This window comes from Micromonospora palomenae (assembly GCF_007829925.1).
In the GTDB taxonomy this organism is placed as follows: Bacteria; Actinomycetota; Actinomycetes; order Mycobacteriales; family Micromonosporaceae; genus Micromonospora; species Micromonospora purpureochromogenes.
This window is the reverse complement of the sequence record NZ_VIXA01000001.1, coordinates 704,469-726,810: the sequence shown is the minus strand read 5'-3', so window position 1 is coordinate 726,810 and position 22,342 is coordinate 704,469. Positions and strand designations below refer to the sequence as shown.

Here is a 22,342-nt window from a genome sequence, read left to right as displayed (position 1 = left end):
GGTCCCGTGCGCGGCGGCCAGGCTGCGCGCACCCCGCCGCTGCGGCTTAGACTCCGGACGTGAGGCGTAGAGCTTGACCAGCGAATCAGTGCGTTCCGTGCCGCCCGGACACGTCTGCTGGACCTTCGACGACACCGCGGTCTTCGAAGACCGGGCACAGCGGTTCCTCCTCGCCGGCCTCGACGCCGGGGAACGGGTCCGCTACGTCACCGCCGAGCCCGGGGACGTCGCCGTGGCCCGGTGGCAGGGCGTCCCGCGCCTGCGCGAGGCGCTGCGCGGTGGGGCGGCGGAGGTGGTGTCGGTGCGCGACACCTACGGCGAGCGGCACATCGTCGACCCGGCCGCCCAGGTCGCCACCTACGCCGCGTTGACCGAAGCGGCCCTGGCCGACGGTCACGCCGGCCTGCGGGTGGCCGCCGACGCGACGACGCTCGTGGTCACCGCGGAGCAGCGCGCCGCCTTCACCCGCTACGAACACCTGGTCGACCGCTTCATGCGGGTCCGGCCGATGTCCGCCGTCTGCGGGTACGACCGGCGGGTGCTGGACGGCCGGGCGATCGAGGAGCTGGCCTGCCTGCACCCGGCGTCCGATCCGGGGACCACCCTGTTCCACCTGTACGCCGGGCGCGACGAGCTGGTCCTGGCCGGGGAGCTGGACACCTCCAACCACGACCTCTTCGACACCGCGCTCACCCGCGCGAACGTCGACGACCCCACCGGCCAGCTGGTGGTCCGCGCCGACGAGCTGCGCTTCATCGACCACCGGAACCTGATCCACCTGCACCGGCACGCCGCCCGGCGCGGCGGCACGGTGGTCCTGCACACCCCGCTGACCTCCGCCGCCCGGTTGGTCGAGCTGCTGGGGCTGTCCCGCGTCCGGGTCGCGGTGGTGGCGCGATGAGGACCGGTGCGGCCGCCGGGCATCGCGGCTACTTCCACGAGGCCGTCTGCTACGGCTCCGACGACGATCTGCTCGCCGTCGTGGTGCCCTTCCTCACCGGCGGGGTCGCCGCCGGAGAGCCGACACTGGTCGCCTTCGGCGAGCGCAACACCGCGCTGGTGCGCGCGGCGCTCGGCCCGGACTCCGGGGTGTCGTACCTCGGCGGCGGCGACGTGTACGCGCGGCCGACCGCGGCGATCAGGTCGTACCGCCAACTGCTGGCCGACCACGTCGCCGCGGGGGCGGGGCAGATCCGCATCATCGGCGAGCTGCCCCCGTCGGCGTTCGGCGCGACCTGGGACTGGTGGGCCCGCTACGAGTCGGCGATCAACCACGCGTACGACGACTTTCCGCTGTGGAGCATGTGCGCGTACGACACCCGCACCACCCCGACCCCGATGCTGGCGGACGTGCTCCGCACCCACCCGCGCACGGCGATGCCGGACGGGCGGCACGTGCCGAACGAGGGCTACACCCCGCCGGAGGTGTACCTGCTGGAGAACCGGCCGATCGCGCCCGACCCGTTGCAGGCGGGCGCTCCGGCCGTCGAGCTGCACGACCCGACACCGGCACGGGCCCGCGAGGCGGTGCACGAGGCCGGTCGTGGCCGGCTGAAGGTGGACGACGTCGACGACCTGGCCGTGGCGGTGAGCGAGGTGGTGACCAACGCGCTGCGACACGGGCGGCCACCGGTGCGGTTCCGGCTCTGGACCGGTCCGGACCGGATCGTGGTGAGCGTCGACGACTGCGGTGCCGGGCCGAGCGACCCGTACGCCGGTCTGCTGCCCGCGGGGGGCGCGGCGCCGGGCGGGCTCGGGCTGTGGATCACCCATCAGTCGTGCAACTACGTCGCGATGCACCGCGGCACGGACGCCTTCACGCTGCGCCTGACCGCCGGCAACCCGCACGTCACGCCCTGACGGCGGCGGCCGGCCCGGCGGGGGCCGGCCAGTCGGGAGCGGGGCCGGTCAGTCGCGGAGCAGGTCGGCGTGGACGGCGCGCAGCCGGTCGAGGGCGCGGTCGGTGCCCGGTGGGACGCGCTGGTCCAGCTCGGCCCAGAGCTCGGCGAGGGCGGCGGTGACGGCGCGCAGCTCGGCGGCGTGCCGGCGGGCGCCCTGCCGGTGCGCCTCCTCCAGACGGCGGGCCCAACCGGCGGTGACGGCGGCGAGGCGCTCACCGTCGGCGCGGGCCTGGGCGGCGGTGCGGGCCGCGGCGGCGGGCACGATCGCGGCGACCGGGCGGGAATCGCCGTCGCGGGTGACCAGGGTGACCGTGTCGGTCAGCTCGGCCATGGCAATCAGCTGGGTCAGCCGGGTGCGCAGCTCGCGCAGCGGCAGGGAACGGGGTCGACCACTGTGGTCGGTCAGCGCGGGGGCAGCCATGCCGTCATGCTCAGCCGGGGGTACGACATTTATCGTCGTGACGCTCCGGCGGGCCGTTCGGGCGCGTGCCGTGGGGGGCGGGGCGGGCGGCGGCCCGCCCCGCCCCCGGTCGGTCAGCTCGCCTGCAGGGTCACGTCGTCGATGACGAAGCTGGTCTGCAGCGACGAGTCCTCGGTCCCGGTGAACTTGAGGGTGACGGTCTGGCCGGCGTACGCGCCCACGTTGAACGAGCGCAGCACGTAGCCGCTGGCGGCGTTGAGGTTGGAGTACGTCGCCAGGGTGGCGGTGCCGACCTGCACGGTCAGCCTGTCGTACGCGGTGCCGGTGGTGGTCTCGGCGGTGTCGATGTGCAGGTAGAAGGCGAGGGTGTACGTCGAGCACCCGGCCGGCACGGTCACCGACTGCGACAGCGTGTCGGTGTGGGTGCTGCCGTAGCCGTCGAGCCACGCCTTGTACGACCCGGTGCGGGCCGGCTGGCTGGCCGAGTTGGTGATCACGCCCGAGGTGGCGGTCCACGGGGTGGTGCCGGACTCGAAGCCACCGTTGCCGATCACCTGGCCGCCGGCGCACCCGCCGGTGCCGGTCACGGTGAGGCTGTAGGTGGCGGTGCGGGTGACCGATCCGGTGCCGGTGACCGTGATGGTGAAGGTGCCGGTGGTCGCGGTCGACGAGGCGCTGACGGTCATCGTGGCGGAGCCGCCGGAGGTGACCGACGAGGGGCTGAACGACACGGTCACGCCGCTGGGCGCGCCGCTGGCGGACAGCGCCACCGTCTGCGGGCTGCCGCTGGTGGTGGCGGTGCTGACGGTGGCGGTGGTGGACGCGCCCCGGGCCACGCTGCCGGCGGTCGGGCTCACCGACACCGAGAAGTTGTTGGTCGGGGTGCCGGTGCCGACCGCGAGCTGCCAGATGGCGTACGCGACGCCGTCGGCGCTGCGGTTGAGCACGGTCGCGCTGATGTTGCTGGTGGTGTCGCAGGAGCGGTGGTAGCAGGGGTCGTACGCGGCGTTGGCGGTGCCGCCCCACTTGGTCGCCTGGGCGCTGGTCTTGCGGGCGCTGGCGCCGGCGGCGTACCCGGAGGTGGGGATGCCGCCCTGCTGGAACGAGTAGTCGTCGGAGCGGCCCTGTCCCTCGACGTTCTCCTCCGGCTGCAGGCCCAGCGAGTCCCAGTACGCCTTGAGCGGCGCGGCGGTGGTGGAGGTGATCCGGTTGATGAAGTAGCCGCCGTTGGTCGAGCCGACCATGTCGAAGTTGTAGTAGCCCTTGATGTAGCCGCGCTGGGTGGCGTTGAGCGAGTTGACGTAGAACTCCGAGCCGTTGAGGCCCTGCTCCTCGTCGGTCCACCAGGCGAAGCGGACCCGCTTGGTCATCGACGGGTTCTGACTCGCCAGCACCAGCGCGTTCTCGAGCAGGGCGGCCGAGCCGGAGGCGTTGTCGTTGATGCCCGGGCCGGCGGAGACGCTGTCCAGGTGCGCGCCGAACATGACGACCTGATCCGCGGGGCCCTGCGGCCACTCGGCGATCAGGTTGTTCGACGGGTACGTGCAGGAGGAGCAGTACTGTTCGCTGACCGTGTAGCCGGCGGCCTGGAGTCTGGTCTTCAGGTAGTTGACCGACGCGGTGTAGCCGGCCGACCCGGCCCGCCGGGTGCCGCCGTTGTTGGTGGCGATGGTCTGGAACTGGGTCAGGTGGGCCTGGACATTGGTGATCGAGATGTCCGGCGCCGCGAGGGCGGCGAGCGGGGCGGCGGCCGGTGCGGCGGCCGGCGGGGTCGCCGTGGCCGGCGGGGCGGCCAGCGTCATCGTCACGGCGGCGAAGACGGCGAGGGCGAGGCCCTTCGTCGGCGTGCTGCGTCTCATGCGAACTCCTCGTGGGGGTCGGCGGGCGTGGCCGGATCCCTGGCGGGGGTCAGGTCGGGGTGGACGGGATCTCGCGGCCCGGGGGTGAGGTCGCGGCGGTCACGCCGGGGAATGAAACACTGACATGTATCAATCCCCCGGTCAACCGGCCGAACGGTGTCACAATCCCGGCCCGTCGACAGGCACGCCCATCCCCCGCGTCAGGAAAGGCCGGGCGACCTGCGGCGACGTCACTGCCGGCGGAGTAGCCACCCCGCGTACACATCGCGCGTATACACGGTGTGTATAGTCCCCGGCATGTCCATCGGTCAGACCTTCCTCGGCCTGCTGGAGGAGACTCCCCGGCACGGCTACGACATCAAACGCCTCTACGACGAGCGCTTCGGCCACGCCCGCCCGCTGGCCTACGGCCAGGTCTACGCGACCCTCTCCCGGCTGCTGCGCAGCGGCCTGGTCCAGGTGGAGGCGGTCGAGCCCGGCGAGGGCCCCGATCGCAAGCGGTACGCGATCACCGAGGCGGGCGTGACCGACGTCCAGCGTTGGCTGGCCACGCCGGAGAAGCCCGAGCCCTACCTGCAGAGCACCCTCTACACCAAGGTGGTGCTGGCGCTGCTGACCGACCGCGGCGCGGCCGACCTGCTCGACGTGCAGCGCGCCGAGCACCTGCGGCTGATGCGGGAGCTCACCCGCCGCAAGCGCGACGGCGACCTCGCCGAGCAGCTGATCTGCGACCACGCCCTGTTCCACCTGGAGGCGGACCTGCGCTGGCTGGAGCTGACCGCCGCCCGCCTCGACGAGCTGGCCGCGGAGGTGCGCAGGTGAACCCCACCCCGCTGCTGGCCGCCGAGGACCTGCACCGTCGCTTCGGCGCCACCGTGGCACTGGCCGGCGCGTCGCTGCGCGTCGACCCCGGCGAGGTGGTGGCCGTGATGGGCTCCTCCGGTTCCGGCAAGTCGACCCTGCTGCACTGCCTCGCCGGCATCGTCCGCCCGGACGGCGGTCGGGTCCGCTACGACGGGCGGGACCTGGCCGAGCTGTCCGACGCCGAGCGCAGCGCCCTGCGCCGGGAGAGCTTCGGGTTCGTGTTCCAGTTCGGCCAGCTGGTGCCCGAGCTGACCTGCCTGGAGAACGTGGCACTGCCGCTGCGGCTGGCCCGGGTCGGCCGCCGGGAGGCCGAGCGTCGGGCGCTGGACTGGCTCACCCGGGTCGAGGTGGCCGAGGTGGCGGGCAAGCGGCCCGCCGAGGTCTCCGGCGGCCAGGGGCAGCGGGTCGCGGTGGCCCGGGCGCTGGTCGGCCGGCCCCGGGTGGTCTTCGCCGACGAGCCGACCGGCGCGCTGGACTCGCTCAACGGCGAACGGGTGATGCGGCTGCTCACCGGGGCCGCCCGGGAGACCGGCGCGGCCGTGGTGCTGGTGACCCACGAGGCGCGGGTGGCCGCGTACTCGGATCGGGAGGTCGTGGTGCGCGACGGCCGCACCCGGGATCTCGAGGCGGTCGCGTGAGCGCCGGCGGACGCTTGCGGGGCGCGGCGGCCGACCTGGCGATGGGCGCCCGGATGGCGGTCGGCGGTGGCCGCGACGGGTGGGCCCGGGCGGTGCTCACCGCGCTCGGCGTCGGCATCGGTGTGGCGCTGCTGCTGCTCGCCGCGTCGGTGCCCGGCGCGCTGGACGCCCGCCAGGCGCGCGGCGACGCCCGCGACGACCTGCGGATGGGCCAGGAGCTGGCGCCGGCGGCGAACACGCTGCTGGTGTCGATGGTGGAGACCGAGTTCCGGGGCCGCCCGGTGCGCGGCCGGCTGGTGCGTCCGGAGGGACCGGACGCGCCCGTCCCGCCGGGGTTGACCCGGTTGCCCGCGCCCGGCGAGGCGGTGGTCTCCCCCGCCCTGCGGGACCTGCTCGACTCCCCCGACGGCGCGCTCTTCGCGCCCCGCCTGGGCGGGGCCCGGGTCACCGGCACCATCGCCGACGACGGTCTGGCCGGCCCCGGCGAGTTCGCCTTCTTCGCCGGCGACGACCGGCTGAGCACCGAGCGGGGCGCCACCCGGCTGGACCGCTTCGGCGGCGGGCTGCCCGGGGAGGGCTTCGGGCCGGTGCTGCTGCTGCTCGTCGCGGTCATCTTCGTGGTGCTCCTGCTGCCCATCGCGGTCTTCCTCGGCGCCGCGGTGCGCTTCGGCGGCGAGCGCCGCGACCGGCGCCTGGCCGCGCTGCGCCTGGTCGGCGCCGACGCGGTGATGATCCGGCGGATCGCCGCCGGCGAGGCCGCCGCCGGCGCGCTGCTCGGGGTCGCCGTCGGGGGCGCGCTGTTCGCCCTGGGCCGCCAGCTCGTGCCGCTGGTCACCCTCTTCGACCTCAGCGTGTACGCCTCGGACGTCCGCCCGCCCCTGCCGCTGGTGGCGGTCGTCGCCGTCGCCGTGCCGGCGCTGGCCGTGCTGGTGTCCATGGTGGCGCTGCGCGCGGTCGTGGTGGAGCCGCTCGGGGTGACCCGGCGCGGCGTGCCGGCGCGCCGGCGGCTGTGGTGGCGGCTGCTGCTGCCCGTCGTGGGGCTCGCCCTGCTGTATCCGCTCACCGGCATCCGGGACGACGGCTCCGCCACCACCCGCTACCAGGTGGCGGCCGGCGCCGTGCTGCTGCTCGTCGGCACGGTCACCCTGCTGCCCTGGGCGACGGAGCTGCTGGTCCGCCGGCTCCGCGGCGGGCCGGTCGGCTGGCAGCTCGCGGTACGGCGGATGCAGCTGGACAGCGCCACCTCCGCCCGGCTGGTCAACGGCATCGCCGTGGCGGTGGCCGGCACCATCGGGCTGCAGATGCTCTTCGCCGGGGTGGCCCGGGAGTTCACCACCGCGACCGGGCAGGACACCTCCCGGGCGCAGGTCCAGGTGCAGCTGCCCGCCGGCCCGGACACCGCCGGAGCGGTCCACCGGCTGGTCACCGCCGCCGGGGTCACCGGCGCGAACAGCACCCTCATCACCACCGCGGCCGCCGATGGCGTGGAAAACGCCCTGGTGGAGGTGCGGGTCGGCGACTGCGCCGCGCTGGCCGAGTTCGCCCGGCTCGACCGCTGCGCCGACGGCGACACCTTCCTGTCGCGCGCGCCGGATGGAGCCACCGTCGCGCCCCGCGCGACGCTGATCGTCGACGGGACGACGCGGTGGCGGGTACCGGCCGACGCCCGCAGCGTCCCGTCCCGGCCCACCCCGGCCGGATGGGAGCAGAGCGGGGTGCTCATCACCCCGGCCGCGCTGGGCGGGGCGACGCTGGCCGAGCTGCGCGGCGAGGTGTTCCTCCGGCTCGACCCGGACGCGCCGGACGCGGTGGAACACGTCCGCAACGCCGCCGCGACGATCGACCCCACCCTGGCGGTCACCACGCTCACCGAGGTCAGGGAGAGCGACCGGTTCGCCGACGTCCGGCGCGGCCTCTACATCGGCGTGGTGGTCACCCTGCTGCTGATCGCCGCGAGCATGCTCGTCGGCACCCTGGAGCAGCTACGGGAACGCCGCCGGCTGCTGGCCATGCTGGTCGCCGTCGGCACCCGCCGTACCACCCTCGGCTGGTCGGTGCTCTGGCAGACCGCGGTGCCCGTGCTGGTCGGGCTGGCGCTCGCGGTGGTCTTCGGGCTCGGCCTCGGCGCCGCGCTGCTGCGCATGGTGCAGGCCCCGGTGACGGTGGCGTGGCCCGTCGTCGGGCTCTCCGTCGCGCTCGGCGCGCTGACCGTGCTGCTGGTCACCGGGCTGAGCCTGCCCATGCTGCTCCGGCTGACCCGGCCGGACGGGCTGCGTACCGAGTGACCGCCTCCCCCGGGGCCGCACCGCGCCGCGCGGGCGGCCCCGGGCAGGATGGGGCCATGCGCCTGGTCTCCCTGCTGCCCTCCGCGACCGAGATCGTCTACGCCCTCGGCCTCGGCGGGGACCTGGTCGGGGTGACCTTCGAATGCGAGGTGCCGGCCGCCGACCGGGCCGGCAAGACCGTGGTCGTCGGCGGCACGGACACCCGGGGCATGACCCCGGGCGAGATCGACGCGCACGTCCGGGCCCGGCTCGCCGCCGGCGCCGACCTCTACACCCTGCACGCCGACGCGCTCGCCGGGCTGGACCCCGAGCTGATCCTCACCCAGGACCTGTGCCGGGTCTGCGCCCTGCCCTCCGGACACGTCGCCGACGCCCTCGACCACCTCGGCTGCCGCGCCGACGTGCTCTCGCTCGACCCGTACACCCTGGACGAGGTGCTGGCGAGCATCCTCGCGGTGGGCGACGCCGCCGGCGTACCGCAGCGGGCGCGGGCGCTGGTGGACGGTCTGCGCGACCGGCTCGCGGCGGTCGCGGCGGCGGTCGGTGACCGGCCCCGGCCCCGGGTGGCGGTGGTGGAGTGGACCGACCCGCCGTTCACCGCCGGGCACTGGATCCCCGACCTGGTACGCGCCGCCGGCGGCGAGCCGGTGGCCACCCGCCCCGGCGCCCGCTCGGTGCAGGTGCCCTGGTCCGAGCTGCGTGCCGCGGCACCGCAGGTCGTGCTGGTCACGCCCTGCGGCTTCCGCCTCGACGGCGCGGTCGGCCAGGCCCGGGCGGTGGCGGAGCACTTCCCGGGCACGCCGGTCTGGGCGGTCGACGCCGACGGACTGGTCGTCCGCCCCGGCCCGCGGCTGGTCGACGGCGTCGAGGCGATCGCCGCCGTCCTGCACCCGGACGCGGTGCCCGCCCCGCCCGCCGGCACCGTGGCCCGGGTGGCCTGACGGCCCGGCCGGCGCGACCCCCGGTCAGCCCGCCCCCGCGAGCAGCGCCTCCGCCGAGGTGGTCCGCGCGTAGAGCAGGAACCGGCCGACCCGGTGCGTGCCCACCAGACCCGCGTCGCGCAGCGCGGTGAGGTGCTGCGAGACCGTGCCGGGGGCCAGCCCGCAGCGGCGCGCCAGCTCGGTCGTCGAGGACGGCACGGCCAGCTCGTGCAGCAGCGTGGCCCGGGTGCGGCCCAGCACCCGGCTCAGCGCCTCCCCCGGCGGCAGCGCGGCGCGTTCCCAGAGCGTCGCCACCGCCCCCGCCGGGTAGCGCAGGGTCGGCTGCCCGGATGCCTCCACCAGGTTCGAGAACGGCCGCGGCCAGGTGAAGACCGACGGCACCAGCAGCACCCCGCGACCGTCCAGCCGCACCGACCCGGAGGTCGTCAGGTGCTCGACCAGGAGCGTGCCGTCGTCCCAGGAGACGTAGCGGTCGAGGTGGTTGAGCAGGCCCCGCACCCCGTCGACGGCCATCCGGCGGGCGCCGAGCAGCACCTCCCGCTCCAGCAGGGTCCGCATCCGCGGCCAGTACGGGGCGAGCGCGACGTCGGCGTAGGCGCGGATCTGCGCGGCGAGGTCGGCCAGCCCGGCCTCCGGGTCCGCGCGCAGGGCGGCCGTGCGGGGCGTGGGCGGCACCGGATCGCGGTCGAGGCAGGCGCGGACCACCTCCGGCGGGGTCGCGGCCAGTGCGGCCAGCTCCAGGTCGAGGGTGGGCCCGGTGGTGGTCGGCGGTGGGCAGATGAACGACGGGATCACCACGGTGGGGACCGGCACCAGGTCGGCCAGGAGCCCCCACCGCACCGCCGCCAGCCGGGGCACCACCTGGCGCGCCCAGGGCAGGTGCGCGGGAAAGCCGGCCGGGTTCTTGACGATCCGTACGCTGGCCACCACCTCCCACAGCGGTGACACGGCGAACCTGGTGTTGGCCAGGTCCGCCACCGACAGCGCGGCGCGCAGCATCCCTCGTCCCCCGTCCCTTGCGTTGCCCGCGGATTTGCCCTGGGCCGAATTCATCGACCCCGGACCGGGCGTCCGGGCACCGTGACCGGCATGATCACCGACCCGCGCCCGACCGCCCGCTGGTCCCGCGCCTTCCGTCAGTTGTACGCCGTCAGTGTCGTCGGTGGCATCGGCCAGCAGGTGGCCCTGCTGGCCGTCCCGGTGCTCGCCGTCGACGTCCTGCGCGCCACCCCCGGGCAGGTGGGGCTGCTGGGCGTGCTCGGCACCGCGGCCTTCCTGCTGATCGGCCTGCCCGCCGGGGTGTGGGTGGACCGGGCCGACCGCCGCACCGTCATGATCTTCGCGGATCTCGTCCGGTCCGTGCTGTTCGCCTCGGTCCCGGTGGCCTGGTGGGCCGGTTGGCTGACCATCGGGCAGCTCTACCTCGTGGTGCTGCTCGCCGGGGCCGGCACGGTCTTCTTCGACGTCGCCGAGCAGAGCTACCTGCCGGCGGTGGTCGGCCGGGAGCGGCTGGTGGCGGCGAACTCGCTGCTGGTGAGCACCGGCGCGACGATCCAGATCGGCGGGCGGGCCCTCGGCGGATTCCTGGTGCAGCTGCTCAGCGCGCCGGTGGCCCTGGTGCTCAACGCCCTCGCGTACCTGGTCTCCGCGCTGGTCCTGGCCCGGCTGCGACCGGACGCCGCGCCGGCGCGGCAGGCCGGCCGGCGTGACGGCTTCGGCCGCCAGCTCGCCGAGGGGGTACGGCACGTGCTGGGCAACCCGCTGCTGCGGCCGCTGGTGCTCTCGCTGGCGAGCATCAACCTCACGGTCAACCTGATGACCACCATGCTGCCGGTGGTCTTCCTCCGCGAGCTGGGGCTCGGCGCCGGGGCGCTCGGGCTGTTCCTCGGCGCCGGCGGTGTCGGGGCGCTGCTCGGGGCGGTGACCGCCCGGCCGCTGGCGGACCGGATCGGCCACGGACGGGCGCTCTGGCTGCCCGGGCTGATCGTGGCGCCGCTGGGCGCGCTGGTGCCGCTGCTGGACACCGGTCCGGCGCTCTGGCTGGCCGGATTCGGCTGGCTGGCCACCGCCTGGCGCACCGGGATCGGCAACGTCATCGGGGTGAGCCTGCGCCAGCGCTGCACCCCGGACGCGCTGCTCGGGCGGATGAACGCGGTGTTCCGCTTCCTGCTGTTCGGCGCGATCGCGGTCGGCGCCGCCCTCTCCGGCCTGCTCGGCCAGTACGCCGGTGTCCGCACGGCGCTCTGGCTCGGCGCCGCGGGTGCCGCGCTGACCTGGCTGCCCATCTTCTGCTCCCCGCTGCGCGCCCTCGCCGAGCCACCGACGGCGCCGTCACCGCAAGGGCCGGCGACCGTCGCGGACGCCTGCGCACCGCCGGCCCGGACCGGCCGTTGAGGACTGTTACCCCGCTGTTACGCCCCGGTGGGACGGCTGTGGCGGATCGGCCCGACTGTCGAACTCGAACCGGCTCGACGGGCCGGACGGAACAGGCAGGAGGACACCATGCGATCCACGAAGACACTGGGGGCGGTGGCGGCGGTCATGCTCGCCGTCCTGCTCACCGCCGCCACGGCGGCCACCGCGGGAGCGCGGCCCACGACCACCGGCACGCAGGTCGCGCCCCGGGCGGTCACCGGCGCGCCGTACTGCGGGATCACCTGGGGCAGCGCGGAGAAGACGACCGGCCCGCTCAGCAGCGCCCCGCTGACCCAGGTGCGTACCGGTCGGCACGCCTGCTTCGACCGGGTGGTGTTCGAGTTCGCCGGCCCGGTGAGCGGCTACTCGGTCGCCTACGGCGAGACCTGGACCGAGGGCGAGGGGCTGGCGCTGTCGCCGTACACCGCCGGGGACGCGCTGCTGCGGGTGTCGCTGCGGGCGCCGGCGTACGACGACGAGCACGTCGCCACCGTCCCGTACCGGGTCGGCGAGCACGCCGCGAACGTGCTGCGCTACTCGACGCTGCGGGACGTCGTCTTCGGCGGCAGCTTCGAGGGCTACACCACCTTCGCCGTCGGGGTGCGGGCCCGGCTGCCGTTCCGGGTGTTCGTGCTCGCCGGCCCCGGCACGCACAGCCGGATCGTGCTCGACGTCGCGCACCAGTGGCAGGAATGACCAGCCGTCGGGGCGGGGGGCCGGCGTCGACCGGCCCCCCGTCACCGGCCGTTGCGGCAGGACCGTCCGATGACCTCCCGGGGCTACCCTGAGGACGTCATGGACGGCCGCGTGCTGCTGGTCGAGGACGATGCCTCCATCAGGGAGGTCACCGCCCTCGGTCTGCGGCGGGCCGGCTTCCGGGTCAGCACCGCGGTCGACGGCCGCGCCGCGCTGGCCGCCTGGCGGGCCCAGCCGGTCGACCTGGTGGTCCTCGACGTGATGCTGCCCGGCCTCGACGGGCTGGAGGTGTGCCGGGAGATCCGGCGCACCAGCGCGGTGCCGATCCTGATGCTCACCGCCCGCACCGACACCATCGACGTGGTCGTCGGGCTGGAGTGCGGCGCGGACGACTACCTGCGCAAGCCGTTCGACCTGCCGGAACTCGTCGCGCGGGTACGCGCCGGGCTACGCCGGGCCAGCGCCGTCGTCGAGGAGACCATCCTGACCGTCGGCGGGCTGGAGATCGACCCGAACCGGTTCGTCGTCCGCAAGGCCGGCCGGGAGCTGACCCTGACCGCCACCGAGTTCCGACTGCTGCTGGAGCTGGCCCGCCGGCCCGGCCAGGTGTTCACCCGCGAGCTGCTGCTGGACCGGGTGTGGAACCACTCCCACCTCGGCGACTCCCGACTGGTCGACGTGGCGGTGCAGCGGCTGCGCGCCAAGGTGGAGGACGATCCCGCCGAGCCCCGGCTGGTCCGCACGGTGCGCGGTGTCGGCTACAAGCTCGCCACGACATGACGGGAGGATGGCGCGATGGCCACGGGCGCCGTACCGCCGGGTCGGCTCCGCCGCCGGTTGACGGTGGCGTTCGTGCTCGTCGCCGGGGTCTCCGCCGGGGTCCTCGCCGGCGGTTCGTACCTGATGCTGCGGCAGGCCCGGCTGGACGGCTCGGTGCAGCGGGCGGCGGCCGACGCCCGCTACCAGCTCGTCCTGGCCGGGCAGTTCGTGCCGCTGACCGACACCCGCCGCGCCGAGCTGCTGACCAGCTTCGAGGGCAGCGGCCGGCACGTGTTGCTGGTCGCCGGTGACACCCGCGCCTCCCACCCCTCGTACGCCCCCACCCCCGGCCCGCAACTGCGGGCCGCCGTCGCCGACGGGCAGCTCGGCTACGAGCGGCTGGACGGCGCCGGCGGACGGCACCTGCTGGTGGTCGGCGGACGGATCCCCGGCTCGACCGCCGAGCTGTACGCCGTCACCGACGAGAGCGACCTGGTGGGCGGGCTGGACCAGCTGCGCACCGCGCTGGCGGTCGGCTGGCTGGCGGTGGTGGCGCTCGCCGCGGGCGTCGGGCACTCCCTGGCCCGGCGCACCCTTGAACCGGTGGGCCGGGCCAGCCGGGCCGCCCGGGCCGTGGCGGAGGGGCTGCTGGCGACCCGGCTGCCGGTGCGCGGCCGGGACGAGTTCAGCGACTGGGCCGCCGCGTTCAACGAGATGGCGCAGGCGCTCCAGACGAAGATCGACGACCTGTCCCGGGCCGAGGCCCGGGAGCGGCGGTTCACCGCCGACGTCGCGCACGAGCTGCGTACCCCGGTCACCGCCCTGGTGGCGGCGGCCTCGCTGCTGGCCGACCGGCTCGACACGCTGCCCGACGACTCCCGCCGTGCCGCCGAGCTGCTGGTCGCCGACGTGGTCCGGCTGCGCACGCTGGTCGAGGAGCTGATGGAGATCTCCCGGCTGGACGCCGGCCGGGAGGCGGTCAGCCTGACGTCGGTGACCGCCCTCGCTCCGCTGCGCGACCTGGTCGCGGCGCACGGCTGGGCCGGCCGGGTCGTCGTCACCGGCGACGAGGCCGTCCTGCGCACCGACCCGCGCCGGCTGGAACGGGTGCTGGCCAACCTGGTCGGCAACGCCGTCACGCACGGCCAGGGCGAGGTCCGCGCGAGCGTGTCCCGCGCCGGCCCGCTGCTCGTGTACGAGGTGAGCGACCAGGGGCCGGGGATCGCCGCCGAGCACCTGCCGCACGTGTTCGACCGCTTCTACAAGGCCGACTCGGCGCGCTCCGGTCGGGGCAGCGGGCTCGGCCTGGCCATCGCCCGGGAGAACGCCCGGCTGCTCGGCGGCCGGCTCACGGTCGGCAGCACCCCCGGCGTCGGCACCACGTTCCAGCTGGCCCTGCCGGTGACCCCGCCCGACGCCGACCCGGGAGGCGAACCGTGAACCGGCTGCCCGCCCTGCTCGCCGCGCTCGCGCTGCTGCTCGCCGGCTGCGCCGACGCCCGCTCGGGCACCCTCGGACCGGCCCCCCGCGCCGCCGCGCCCGGCACCGCCAGCGCCCCGGTGACCGGCCCCACCTCCCCGCCGGGCACCCCGACCGCCGGCACCCCCGGGCCCGCCGCCACCCGGTCGATCGCGCCGGTGACGCCGCCCCGGACCGGGACGCCGTCGCCGGCCGGCACCGGCAGCGTGACCGTGCAGCTCTGGTTCGCCCGGGCCGGGGTGGTGGTGCCGACCCGGCGTACCCGACCCACCACCGTCGCCACCTCGCGGCTGGCGCTGGCGGAACTGGCCGCCGGGCCCACTTCCGCCGAGGCCGCCGCCGGCCTGGCCACCCTGGTCCCCGCCGGCGTCGAGATGGTCCGGATAGCCGAGGGCACCGCCACCGTCGCCCCGCCACCGTCCTTCGCCGACACCGACGCCCGGACGCTGCGGCTGCGGCGGGCGCAGGTGGTGTGGACGCTCACCCAGTTCCCCACCGTGCGCCGGGTGGCCTTCGCCGGTAGCGGCGTCGTGCTGGCCCGCACCGACCTCGCCGACCTGCTGGCGCCGATCGTGGTCACCGAGCCGGCGATCGGCCAGCGGGTCGCCGGGTCGGTCACCGTCGCCGGCACCGCCGACGTGTACGAGGCGACCGTCTCGATCCGGATCCTCGACGGCACCGGCCGGGTGGTCGGCACCGGCTTCACCACCGCCACCTGCGGCAGCGGCTGCCGCGGCGACTACCGCGGCGGGGTCGCCTACCGGTTGGCGACCGCCGGCCCCGGCACCATCGAGGTGTACGAGGTGTCGCCCCGCGACGGGTCCCGGACCCACGTGGTGGCCGTGCCGGTCCTGCTGGCCGCCACCGGCTGACCGACCGGCACTGCGGATGAGTCGCCGGACTCGGGGTCGAACCGGGCGGGCCACCGTTATGAGCAGCGGCTGGGCCCACGCCCTCCGGCGAGGACCACAGTGGATGGCATCCGTGGAGACCAAGGCGGGAATCAAACCCACGTGTACGTTTTCGCGGATCGCCCCATGGCCACTCGGGCACCCGGTCTGCCGCAGCACCGACCGAGCGCGCAACATCGCCGTCTGGCCTCCGGACGGCGGGTGTCCTTGCCCTGCTCGCAGCACTGGCGAGTGCCGGCCACAAGGGCGGTGCTCTGGCTGCTGAGCTACGCCGGCAAGACGCAACTACTGACTACACCCGAAACTCCTCGTACCTCTCGCCCATGTTGGCCGTGCTGCGCCGTCCAATCACTTCGTACGGCAGCACATACATCGAGCCGTCGCCAAGGACGACGAAGAAGTAGTCGATCTCGTCGGGTTCGTATGGTGCCGACCGGAAGTAACCGGTGGATGTCCGTCCCGGCTGCTGGTTGTCGTAGACAGTCCGGGTGAACTTCACGGTACGGCTCGTTGTCGTCGACGACTTCACCTGGATCCGATCGAGGCCGTTCGGCGAGTCGACGATGAGGTCGTAGATCGCAGGCTCTACCGGCAGCGAAACGACGTAGCCCCGCTCCGAGAACCAAGCGATTGCCTTACCTGTCGCTGCGACCCGCAACCGCTCGGGAGTTGGGTCGGCCGTAAACGTGGGCTCGTTCGTGAACGGTGTCAAGCCGTTGAACCCGCGTCCTCGGAAGTGCTTGACCGATAGACCTAGCGCGTCGATGCGGGCCGCCAGTCGCGGCCTCCACCCGCCTTGGCGGGAGTTCGCGTACCCGATCTCTAGTGCGAGGTGGTTCCACGACCGGCACTGCGGCACCAACTCCCGTAGTCGGTCATCACTCACGGCCTCAATCACCGGCTGCCGCTGCCCGTTTCCGTAGAGGTGGCTGTAGTCCAACCCAAGGGCTTCGGCACGGTCGCGCAGGCTCTTGAAGGTCTTGCCTCCGATGGGAACGGACAGCGTTTCGCATACGTCCTTCCAGGATCGCGCGCCAGGAAGGGCATTGCGAAGCCCTTCGTCTGTCCATGTGCGCGGTCTTGGCATAGCCCAATGATATCCCAAACCGCCTAAACAAGAGGCGGAATGGGCTACGAGGGTTCGTGCTGCGAGCGGAGGACTCGAACCTCCATCGACCGATCCAGAGTCGGCTGTGCTGCCGATTGCACCAGCTCGCAAGGGTTCCGTTCCGCCGATGCGGATACGGACCGTGCCCCGACCAGGATTCGAACCTGGGATCTCCGGCTTCGTAGACCGGCGCTCTCTCCGCTGAGCCATCGGGGCGTACGACCGGCGCCTCCCCCCAGGGGCGCCGGCCGGCCTAACCCTTCACGCAGACCACCTGCTTGAGGTGCGCCACCACCTCGACCAGGTCGTCCTGCTGCGCCATCACCTTGGTGATGTCCTTGTACGCGCCGGGGATCTCGTCGACCACCCCGGCGTCCTTGCGGCACTCCACCCCGGCGGTCTGCCGGACCAGGTCGGCGGTGCTGTACGTCCGCTTCGCCTGCCCCCGCGACATCCGCCGCCCGGCGCCGTGCGACGCCGAGCAGTACGCGTCCGGGTTCCCCTTGCCGCGCACGATGTACGAGCCGGTGCCCATCGACCCCGGGATGATGCCCAGGTCCCCCCGACCGGCCCGGATCGCGCCCTTGCGGGTCACCAGCACGTCCACCCCGTCGTAGCTCTCCTCCGCCACGTAGTTGTGGTGGCAGCTGATCGGCTCGCCGTAGGCGACCTGCGGGAACTGCTCCCGAACCACGCCGCAGAGCAGCGCCAGCATGACCGCGCGGTTGCGCCGCGCGTACTCCTGCGCCCACCAGAGGTCCCGACGGTAGGCGTCCATCTCCGGCGTGCCGGCGAGGAACACGGCCAGGTCGCGGTCGGGCAGGTCGGTGTTGTGCGGCAGCTTCCGCGCCACCCCGATGTGCCGCTCGGCGAGTTCCTTGCCGATGTTGCGGGAGCCGGAGTGCAGCATCAGCCAGACCTGGCCGGCGTCCGGCCCGCCCTGCTCGACGCAGACCTCGATGAAGTGGTTGCCCCCACCGAGGGTGCCCATCTGGTGCTGGGCCCGGCTCTCCAGCTGTGCCACCCGGCGGTCCAGCTCGCCGAACCGCTTCCAGAAGGCGTCCCAGCCGGCCTGCTCCAGGCCCCGGATCCGGCGCGGGTCGACCGGGTCGGCCCGCTTGGCGAAGCCGACCGGGACGGCCGCCTCGATCGCCGCGCGCAGCGGCGCCAGGTCGTCCGGCAGGTCGGCCGCGGTGAGCGAGGTACGCACCGCGGACATCCCGCAGCCGATGTCCACGCCGACCGCGGCCGGCGATACGGCCTGCCGCATGGCGATGACGGAGCCGACCGTGGCGCCCTTGCCGAAGTGCACGTCGGGCATGACCGCGACGCCCTGCACCCAGGGCAGCGCGCCGATGTTGCGCAGCTGCTGCGCGGCCTGCGGCTCGATGCCGTACGGGTCGGTCCAGACCCGTACCGGCGCCCGGGTGCCCGGCAGCGGGGTGAATGCCATCGTCTTCTCCTGGTGTCGTGGGGTGCCGCCCCGGGTGGGGCGACGGAAAGGCTCGTGGACCGCCCGGGAATCGAACCCGGCGGGAGTGGCTTGCAAGGCCTCTCTGCGCCCCAGCGCGCAGCCCGTGGGATGGGAGTGTTCCGAGCGGCTGGCCGGATTCGAACCGGCGATCTTCGCCATGGCGAGGCGACGCGCTACCACTGCGCCACAACCGCGTGTCGTCACTACGTAGGCCGTACGGGGCTCGAACCCGTAACCTCCCGGCTGAGAACCGGGTGAGCTGCCAACTTGCTCCAACGGCCCGTGCGGGGTCGCACCCCGTGTCGTACCCCCGGCCGACGCGCTCGCGCCGGCCGGGGTTCATACTCATGCCATCCACTGTGGAGTTAAGAAGAAGCGACGTCGCCGGCGGTGCCGGGACATGAGGCAGGGGTGACAGGACTCGAACCTGCAACCGTCGGGTTTGGAATCCGGTGCTCTTCCGGTTGAGCTACACCCCTCGGACCGGTGCCGGGTGACGAAAAAGCCGCCCGGTCCCCGGTGGGGTGGGCGGCTGCGCTGTCGCGCTGGCGCTATCCGCGCCGCCACCCTCGTCGCCAGCCACACCGGCCCTGGAGCAGGCCCCGGGCTCGTTCGCCCGCGGGCAGCATGGCACCGCCGCGCGGCATGGACCGCGTGGTCTCGGTGCTGGTCTGCTGCTGCACGGCGGGCTCCTCGGAGTGATCGGTGTGACGTTGCGGCATTGACGGTAGGCGAGGCTTCCGGGCCCCCGCAACGGATATTCCGAGAATCGTTCGGCAGTCGCCGAAGGATTCCGCCGTTACCGTCGCAGCCCGAGGCGAGGAAGGGGACGTAGATGGGGCTGGCGGAGCAGGTGGCGCAACGCTTTCGGGAGGTCAACGGGGACCATCCGATGACGGCAGCCGACGACGCGTACGTCGACGCGCAGTTCGTCGTCCTCGAGAAGCTCTGCGCGGCGCACGGGCGCGACGTCGACGACGTACGCCGGCTGATGCTGGACCGGCGGTTGCCGCTGCCGGGCTACCTGCGCTCGGACGGCGCGCAGATGGTGCCGGCGGACCTGTTCTCGCTGGCCGACCGGGCGGGCGGGCCGGCGGCGCTGCGGGCCTGGTTCACCGCGCACTGGGCTGACCCGGGACAGGGCGCGGCGGAGTGGGACGCCTACCTCAGCGGCCGGTACGTGTGCCTGCGGTCGGTGACGCCGGAGACGATCCGGCGCAAGGACGAGCTGATTGCGGCGATCCGGGCGGCGGTGGACCGGCCGGAGCCCGGCGCGGGGTGGGCGCGACGGTTGCACGCGCTGGTGGACGATTTGGACGGGCTGGAGCCGGCCTTCACCGGCTACGACCGGCTGCGCTTCGGCGGCCCGACCTCCCGGGACAGCTACGTCGACGCGGTGCGGGCGCGCTTTCCCCGGCCGCCGAGCGGCGGACGCGTGCCCGAGAGGGCCGGATCAGCGGGGTGATCGCAGGACCTCGTCGCGGACGAGCTGGACGAGGCCGGGCTTCACGGCGGTGGTGGCCACCCCCATCGCCCGGCGCGGGAAACGCCGCTCGTCCAACTCGCGGAGCATGGCGGCGGCAAGGTCGGCCCGGGCGGTGAACACGCCGTCCGCGCTGCCGTCGGCGACGAGATGGTCAGTGACCGTGGGATGTTCGAAGAGGCCGGACGGGCGGACGACGGTCCAGTCCAGGTCGCTGGCCCGGATTACCTCCTCCATCCGCCGCATGTCCTGGTGCACCTGCCGGACCAGCACCCGGTTTACGTACGGGTCGAGGACGTGGTTGAAGAAGAACGCGTTGCTGGGTCGCCAAGCGGGGTCCAGCACGCTGGAGCTGACCACCATCAGCCGCCGTACGCCGTGGCGTCGCATCGCGGTGACGACGGCGGTGGCCGCCGCCGAGTAGGTCGTGACCGGTTTCCGGCTGGGCGTGACGCCGAGCGCGGAGAGCACGGCGTCGGCGCCGGCGACCGCCGGTTCGATCGCGGCGGGGTCGGTGGCGTCGGCGGCCACCACGGTGAGGTCGTCGTGCCGGGGCAGTCCCCGGGGGCGGCGGCTCACCGCCGTGACGTGATGGCCGGCGGCGAGGGCCTGGCCGGTGAGCTGCCGGCCGGTGGGTCCGCTGGCGCCGATGACGACGATGCGCATGTGTCCACTCCTCCTCCGGGACCCGGGCGGTCCGGGTCGCTCGGTACGCGTTGACACTGCGGGTCCCGGGCGGCATGTTCAACGGTGATGAATAAATCCCGAGGACGTCCACGCGGCAATCCGCCGACCCGCGCGCGCATCGCGGAGGCGGCGCGGACGCTGTTCCTGGAACGGGGCTACCAGGGCACCACGCTGCGGGCGGTGGCCGCCGCGAGCGGCGTCGACCAGGCCCTCGTCAGTTACCACTTCGGCTCCAAGCAGGGCCTGTTCGGCGAGGTGATGCGGGTGCACTGCGCGCAGTCCCGGGCGCTGGCCGAGGCGCTGCCGGGCGACCCGGCCGGGCTGGCCGACCGGCTGCTGCAGGCGGTGGTGACCCTGTGGGACGACGCCTCCGCCACGGACGAGCCGGCGCCGGACGACCAGCTGCTCGGCCTGGTGCGCGAGTACCTGGACCGGGAGGTGCTGGTCCGGCTCGCTGAATTCCTCGGCGGCCCCGACGCGACCGAACGCGCCACCGCGGCGGTCACCGTGATCGGCGGGCTGATCTACACGCGGTACCTCAATCCGCTCCCGGCCGCGTCCGGCCTGGCCGCCGCCGACGTCCGGCGGATCCTCGGTCCGGCACTGCGCGCGGCGCTGGCGCCCCGGCACCGGTCCGGCCGTCTCCGGCCGCCCGCGCGCGGCGCAACGGGGCACCCGCTCAGCCGGGAATCGCGTTCCCTGCCGGTGGGGTGAGCAGGCGGCGCATCACCGACGCCGGCAGCGCCGGGTTGGCCGCCGCGGCCTCCACCACCGCCGGGTGGTGGACGAGCAGGCCCGCGGCCCGGCGGGGAGGGCCGGGTTACGGGCCAGCCCGGCCAGCGCCTCGTCCGTCACCCGTCACCCCCCCCGGTCATGATCGCTTCGCGAGCATCTCAAGGTAGTGCGGGTTGGTCATCACGCCCAGCACGTTGCCGAACGGGTCCACCACGGACGCCGTGACGAACCCGGCACCGCGCTCCCGGATCGGGTCGTGCTCGCGGGCGCCGGCCGCCAGCAACCGGGCCACGGTGGCCGGCAGGTCGTCGACGTGCCAGTAGACGACCGCCCCGCCCGGGCCGGTCGTCGCGCCGGGCGGGGCGTACCGGCTGTCGATCAGACCGAGTTCGTGCTGGTGGTCACCGAGGCGGAACTCGTAGTACCCGGGCCGTCCGTCGGCGCCGGCCCGCTCGAAGTACGGCTCGACGCCGAGCAGGTCGGCGTACCAGGTCTTCGCGGCCGGCAGGTCGTCGGCCCAGAAGCTGACGGTGGCGATGCCTCGCAGCATGGTGGTTCCTCTCCTCGATCGGTTCCTCGCCACGAACGCTACGACCGATTGCGGAAGGTGCGGTTCCGCAATGGCGGGCAGACTGTCCGGCATGGTGGAGACGTCGGTGCGGTTGCTGCGGCTGCTGTCGCTGCTGCAGTCCGGGCGGGACTGGCCCGGTGGCGAACTGGCCGCCCGGCTGGGCGTGACCACGCGGACGGTCCGCGCCGACATGGAGCGGCTGCGCGCCCTCGGTTACTGGGTGGACTCCCGCCCGGGGGCGGCGGGCGGCTACCGGCTCGGGCGGGGCAGCGCCCTGCCGCCGCTGCTGCTCGACGACGAGGAGGCGGTGGCGGTCGCCGTCGGCCTGCGGGCCGCCGCGGCGGGCTCGGTCACCGGCATCGAGGAGACCTCGCTGCGGGCGTTGGCCAAGCTGGAGCAGTCGCTGCCGTCCCGGCTGCGGCACCGGGTGGACGCGTTGCGGACGGCCACGGTGTCGGCGGCCGGGGGCGGTCCGACGGTGCCGGCGGCGACGCTGACCGAGGTCGCCGCGGCGATCCACCGGCGGGAGCGGCTGCGCTTCGACTACGTGCGCCGCGACGGCGCCGACAGCCGGCGGGAGGTGGAGCCGCACCGGCTGGTCTACACCGGACACCGCTGGTACCTGTTGGCCTGGGACCCGCAGCGGGCGGACTGGCGGACGTTCCGCGCGGACCGGATCCGCCCGCGATCGCCGAACGGCCCGCGCTTCGCGCCCCGGGAGGTGCCCGAGGCCGAGGTCGACTGGCGGGTGCGGCGGGGCGTCGGCTCCGTCGCGTGGCGGCATCCCGCACGGGTACGGCTGCACGCGCCGGCGGCCGTGGTCGCCGCGCTGCTCACCCCTGCGGCCGGCCTGCTGGAGCCGTTGGACGAGGGCACCTGTCTGCTGGAGACGGGCGGCAATACGCTGCACGACCTGGCCGGCTTCCTGGGCAGCCTGGACGTCGGGTTCGAGGTGCTCGACCCGCCGGAGCTGCGGGAACTGCTCGCCACGCTGGCCGCCCGCTACGCGGCGGCGGCCACCGGCGCCGGGCCGTCCCACGGCACCGGCGACGCGGCCCCAGCCGGGCACAGCACCGGCGACGCGGCCCCAGCCGGGCACAGCACCGGCCACGCGG

General features: G+C 74.5%; 20 protein-coding genes, 6 tRNA genes and 1 pseudogene. 14 read left to right on the top strand and 13 right to left on the bottom strand.

Annotated features, from left to right (window positions below; translation table 11 throughout):
- Window positions 1-73: 73 nt before the first annotated feature.
- Both FHX75_RS03305 and FHX75_RS03300 read left to right on the top strand, forming a co-directional pair.
- Window positions 74-901 carry an MEDS domain-containing protein gene (locus FHX75_RS03305; protein WP_211364308.1) on the top strand — a complete coding sequence of 276 codons (828 nt, stop codon included), beginning with the start codon at window positions 74-76 and terminating at the stop codon, window positions 899-901.
- A complete protein-coding gene (locus FHX75_RS03300) occupies window positions 898-1,860 on the top strand; it encodes a sensor histidine kinase (RefSeq protein ID WP_154936596.1) in 963 nt (320 codons plus the stop codon). The genes FHX75_RS03305 and FHX75_RS03300 overlap by 4 nt, the downstream gene beginning before the upstream one ends.
- A gap of 48 nt (window positions 1,861-1,908) precedes the next feature.
- Here the strand turns inward: FHX75_RS03300 and FHX75_RS03295 are convergent, their stop codons facing one another.
- Together FHX75_RS03295 and FHX75_RS03290 are read right to left on the bottom strand one after the other, a co-directional pair.
- Window positions 1,909-2,322, bottom strand: a complete 414-nt coding sequence (locus FHX75_RS03295) for a type II toxin-antitoxin system Phd/YefM family antitoxin (protein ID WP_154936595.1) — start codon at window positions 2,320-2,322, stop codon at window positions 1,909-1,911.
- Between the two features lie 113 nt (window positions 2,323-2,435).
- Complete coding sequence (locus tag FHX75_RS03290; protein ID WP_154936594.1) at window positions 2,436-4,181, bottom strand: M28 family peptidase; 1,746 nt, start codon at window positions 4,179-4,181, stop codon at window positions 2,436-2,438.
- Window positions 4,182-4,478: 297 nt separating this feature from the next.
- Here FHX75_RS03290 and FHX75_RS03285 point away from each other — a divergent pair, with 297 nt between their 5' ends.
- The 4 genes from FHX75_RS03285 to FHX75_RS03270 are packed head-to-tail and all read left to right on the top strand — an operon-like array spanning window position 4,479 to window position 8,909.
- A complete protein-coding gene (locus tag FHX75_RS03285) occupies window positions 4,479-5,003 on the top strand; it encodes a PadR family transcriptional regulator (protein WP_154936593.1) in 525 nt (174 codons plus the stop codon).
- Entirely contained in the window at window positions 5,000-5,683 is a 684-nt protein-coding gene (locus tag FHX75_RS03280; protein ID WP_154936592.1) for an ABC transporter ATP-binding protein, read from the top strand. The genes FHX75_RS03285 and FHX75_RS03280 overlap by 4 nt, the downstream gene beginning before the upstream one ends.
- Window positions 5,680-7,968: an ABC transporter permease gene (locus FHX75_RS03275; RefSeq protein WP_211364307.1), complete on the top strand. Its 2,289-nt coding sequence runs from the start codon at window positions 5,680-5,682 to the stop codon at window positions 7,966-7,968. Before FHX75_RS03280 ends, FHX75_RS03275 begins: the two co-directional genes overlap by 4 nt.
- Window positions 7,969-8,024: 56 nt before the next feature.
- Window positions 8,025-8,909: an ABC transporter substrate-binding protein gene (locus FHX75_RS03270; protein ID WP_154936591.1), complete on the top strand. Its 885-nt coding sequence runs from the start codon at window positions 8,025-8,027 to the stop codon at window positions 8,907-8,909.
- Between the two features lie 24 nt (window positions 8,910-8,933).
- Here the strand turns inward: FHX75_RS03270 and FHX75_RS03265 are convergent, their stop codons facing one another.
- On the bottom strand, window positions 8,934-9,908 hold the full coding sequence (locus FHX75_RS03265; protein WP_154936590.1) for a DUF5937 family protein: 975 nt from the start codon (window positions 9,906-9,908) through the stop codon (window positions 8,934-8,936).
- Window positions 9,909-9,998: 90 nt separating this feature from the next.
- Here FHX75_RS03265 and FHX75_RS03260 point away from each other — a divergent pair, with 90 nt between their 5' ends.
- The 5 genes from FHX75_RS03260 to FHX75_RS03240 all read left to right on the top strand — a co-directional run bounded on the left by FHX75_RS03260 (window position 9,999) and on the right by FHX75_RS03240 (window position 15,130).
- Complete coding sequence (locus FHX75_RS03260; RefSeq protein WP_154936589.1) at window positions 9,999-11,303, top strand: MFS transporter; 1,305 nt, start codon at window positions 9,999-10,001, stop codon at window positions 11,301-11,303.
- Between the two features lie 108 nt (window positions 11,304-11,411).
- Window positions 11,412-12,020, top strand: a complete 609-nt coding sequence (locus FHX75_RS03255) for an AMIN-like domain-containing (lipo)protein (protein ID WP_154936588.1) — start codon at window positions 11,412-11,414, stop codon at window positions 12,018-12,020.
- Window positions 12,021-12,119: 99 nt separating this feature from the next.
- On the top strand, window positions 12,120-12,800 hold the full coding sequence (locus tag FHX75_RS03250) for a response regulator transcription factor (protein ID WP_154936587.1): 681 nt from the start codon (window positions 12,120-12,122) through the stop codon (window positions 12,798-12,800).
- Between the two features lie 15 nt (window positions 12,801-12,815).
- On the top strand, window positions 12,816-14,219 hold the full coding sequence (locus tag FHX75_RS03245; RefSeq protein WP_154936586.1) for a sensor histidine kinase: 1,404 nt from the start codon (window positions 12,816-12,818) through the stop codon (window positions 14,217-14,219).
- On the top strand, window positions 14,216-15,130 hold the full coding sequence (locus FHX75_RS03240; protein ID WP_246157576.1) for a Gmad2 immunoglobulin-like domain-containing protein: 915 nt from the start codon (window positions 14,216-14,218) through the stop codon (window positions 15,128-15,130). Before FHX75_RS03245 ends, FHX75_RS03240 begins: the two co-directional genes overlap by 4 nt.
- 113 nt (window positions 15,131-15,243) lie before the next feature.
- On the opposite strand, the gene FHX75_RS30545 is transcribed toward FHX75_RS03240, so the two are convergent.
- The 8 genes from FHX75_RS30545 to FHX75_RS03205 all read right to left on the bottom strand — a co-directional run bounded on the left by FHX75_RS30545 (window position 15,244) and on the right by FHX75_RS03205 (window position 18,230).
- Window positions 15,244-15,317, bottom strand: a tRNA-OTHER gene (locus FHX75_RS30545).
- A gap of 144 nt (window positions 15,318-15,461) precedes the next feature.
- On the bottom strand, window positions 15,462-16,256 hold the full coding sequence (locus tag FHX75_RS03235) for a group I intron-associated PD-(D/E)XK endonuclease (RefSeq protein ID WP_154936585.1): 795 nt from the start codon (window positions 16,254-16,256) through the stop codon (window positions 15,462-15,464).
- Between the two features lie 59 nt (window positions 16,257-16,315).
- Window positions 16,316-16,387 (bottom strand) — tRNA-Gln (locus FHX75_RS03230).
- Window positions 16,388-16,420: 33 nt separating this feature from the next.
- A tRNA-Arg gene (locus FHX75_RS03225) sits at window positions 16,421-16,493 on the bottom strand.
- A gap of 37 nt (window positions 16,494-16,530) precedes the next feature.
- Entirely contained in the window at window positions 16,531-17,730 is a 1,200-nt protein-coding gene (locus FHX75_RS03220; RefSeq protein WP_154936584.1) for an RtcB family protein, read from the bottom strand.
- Window positions 17,731-17,873: 143 nt separating this feature from the next.
- Window positions 17,874-17,945, bottom strand: a tRNA-Gly gene (locus tag FHX75_RS03215).
- A gap of 14 nt (window positions 17,946-17,959) precedes the next feature.
- Window positions 17,960-18,033: transfer RNA gene (locus FHX75_RS03210), tRNA-Glu, on the bottom strand.
- Between the two features lie 124 nt (window positions 18,034-18,157).
- Window positions 18,158-18,230: transfer RNA gene (locus FHX75_RS03205), tRNA-Trp, on the bottom strand.
- A gap of 413 nt (window positions 18,231-18,643) precedes the next feature.
- On the opposite strand from FHX75_RS03205, the gene FHX75_RS03200 reads away from it, so the two are divergent.
- Window positions 18,644-19,216, top strand: a complete 573-nt coding sequence (locus FHX75_RS03200) for a DUF6058 family natural product biosynthesis protein (RefSeq protein WP_211364306.1) — start codon at window positions 18,644-18,646, stop codon at window positions 19,214-19,216.
- Here the strand turns inward: FHX75_RS03200 and FHX75_RS03195 are convergent.
- On the bottom strand, window positions 19,205-19,900 hold the full coding sequence (locus FHX75_RS03195; RefSeq protein ID WP_154936582.1) for an NAD(P)-dependent oxidoreductase: 696 nt from the start codon (window positions 19,898-19,900) through the stop codon (window positions 19,205-19,207). The genes FHX75_RS03200 and FHX75_RS03195 overlap by 12 nt on opposite strands.
- A gap of 87 nt (window positions 19,901-19,987) precedes the next feature.
- On the opposite strand from FHX75_RS03195, the gene FHX75_RS03190 reads away from it, so the two are divergent.
- Window positions 19,988-20,635: a TetR/AcrR family transcriptional regulator gene (locus FHX75_RS03190; RefSeq protein ID WP_154936581.1), complete on the top strand. Its 648-nt coding sequence runs from the start codon at window positions 19,988-19,990 to the stop codon at window positions 20,633-20,635.
- 157 nt (window positions 20,636-20,792) lie between these two features.
- Here FHX75_RS03190 and FHX75_RS03185 read toward each other — a convergent pair whose 3' ends face one another.
- Window positions 20,793-21,206, bottom strand: coding sequence for a VOC family protein (locus FHX75_RS03185; protein ID WP_154936580.1), 414 nt, complete (start codon window positions 21,204-21,206; stop codon window positions 20,793-20,795).
- 91 nt (window positions 21,207-21,297) lie between these two features.
- On the opposite strand from FHX75_RS03185, the pseudogene FHX75_RS03180 reads away from it, so the two are divergent.
- Window positions 21,298-22,257 (top strand): annotated as a pseudogene (locus tag FHX75_RS03180) (helix-turn-helix transcriptional regulator); the annotation flags it as partial.
- Window positions 22,258-22,342 lie beyond the last annotated feature (85 nt).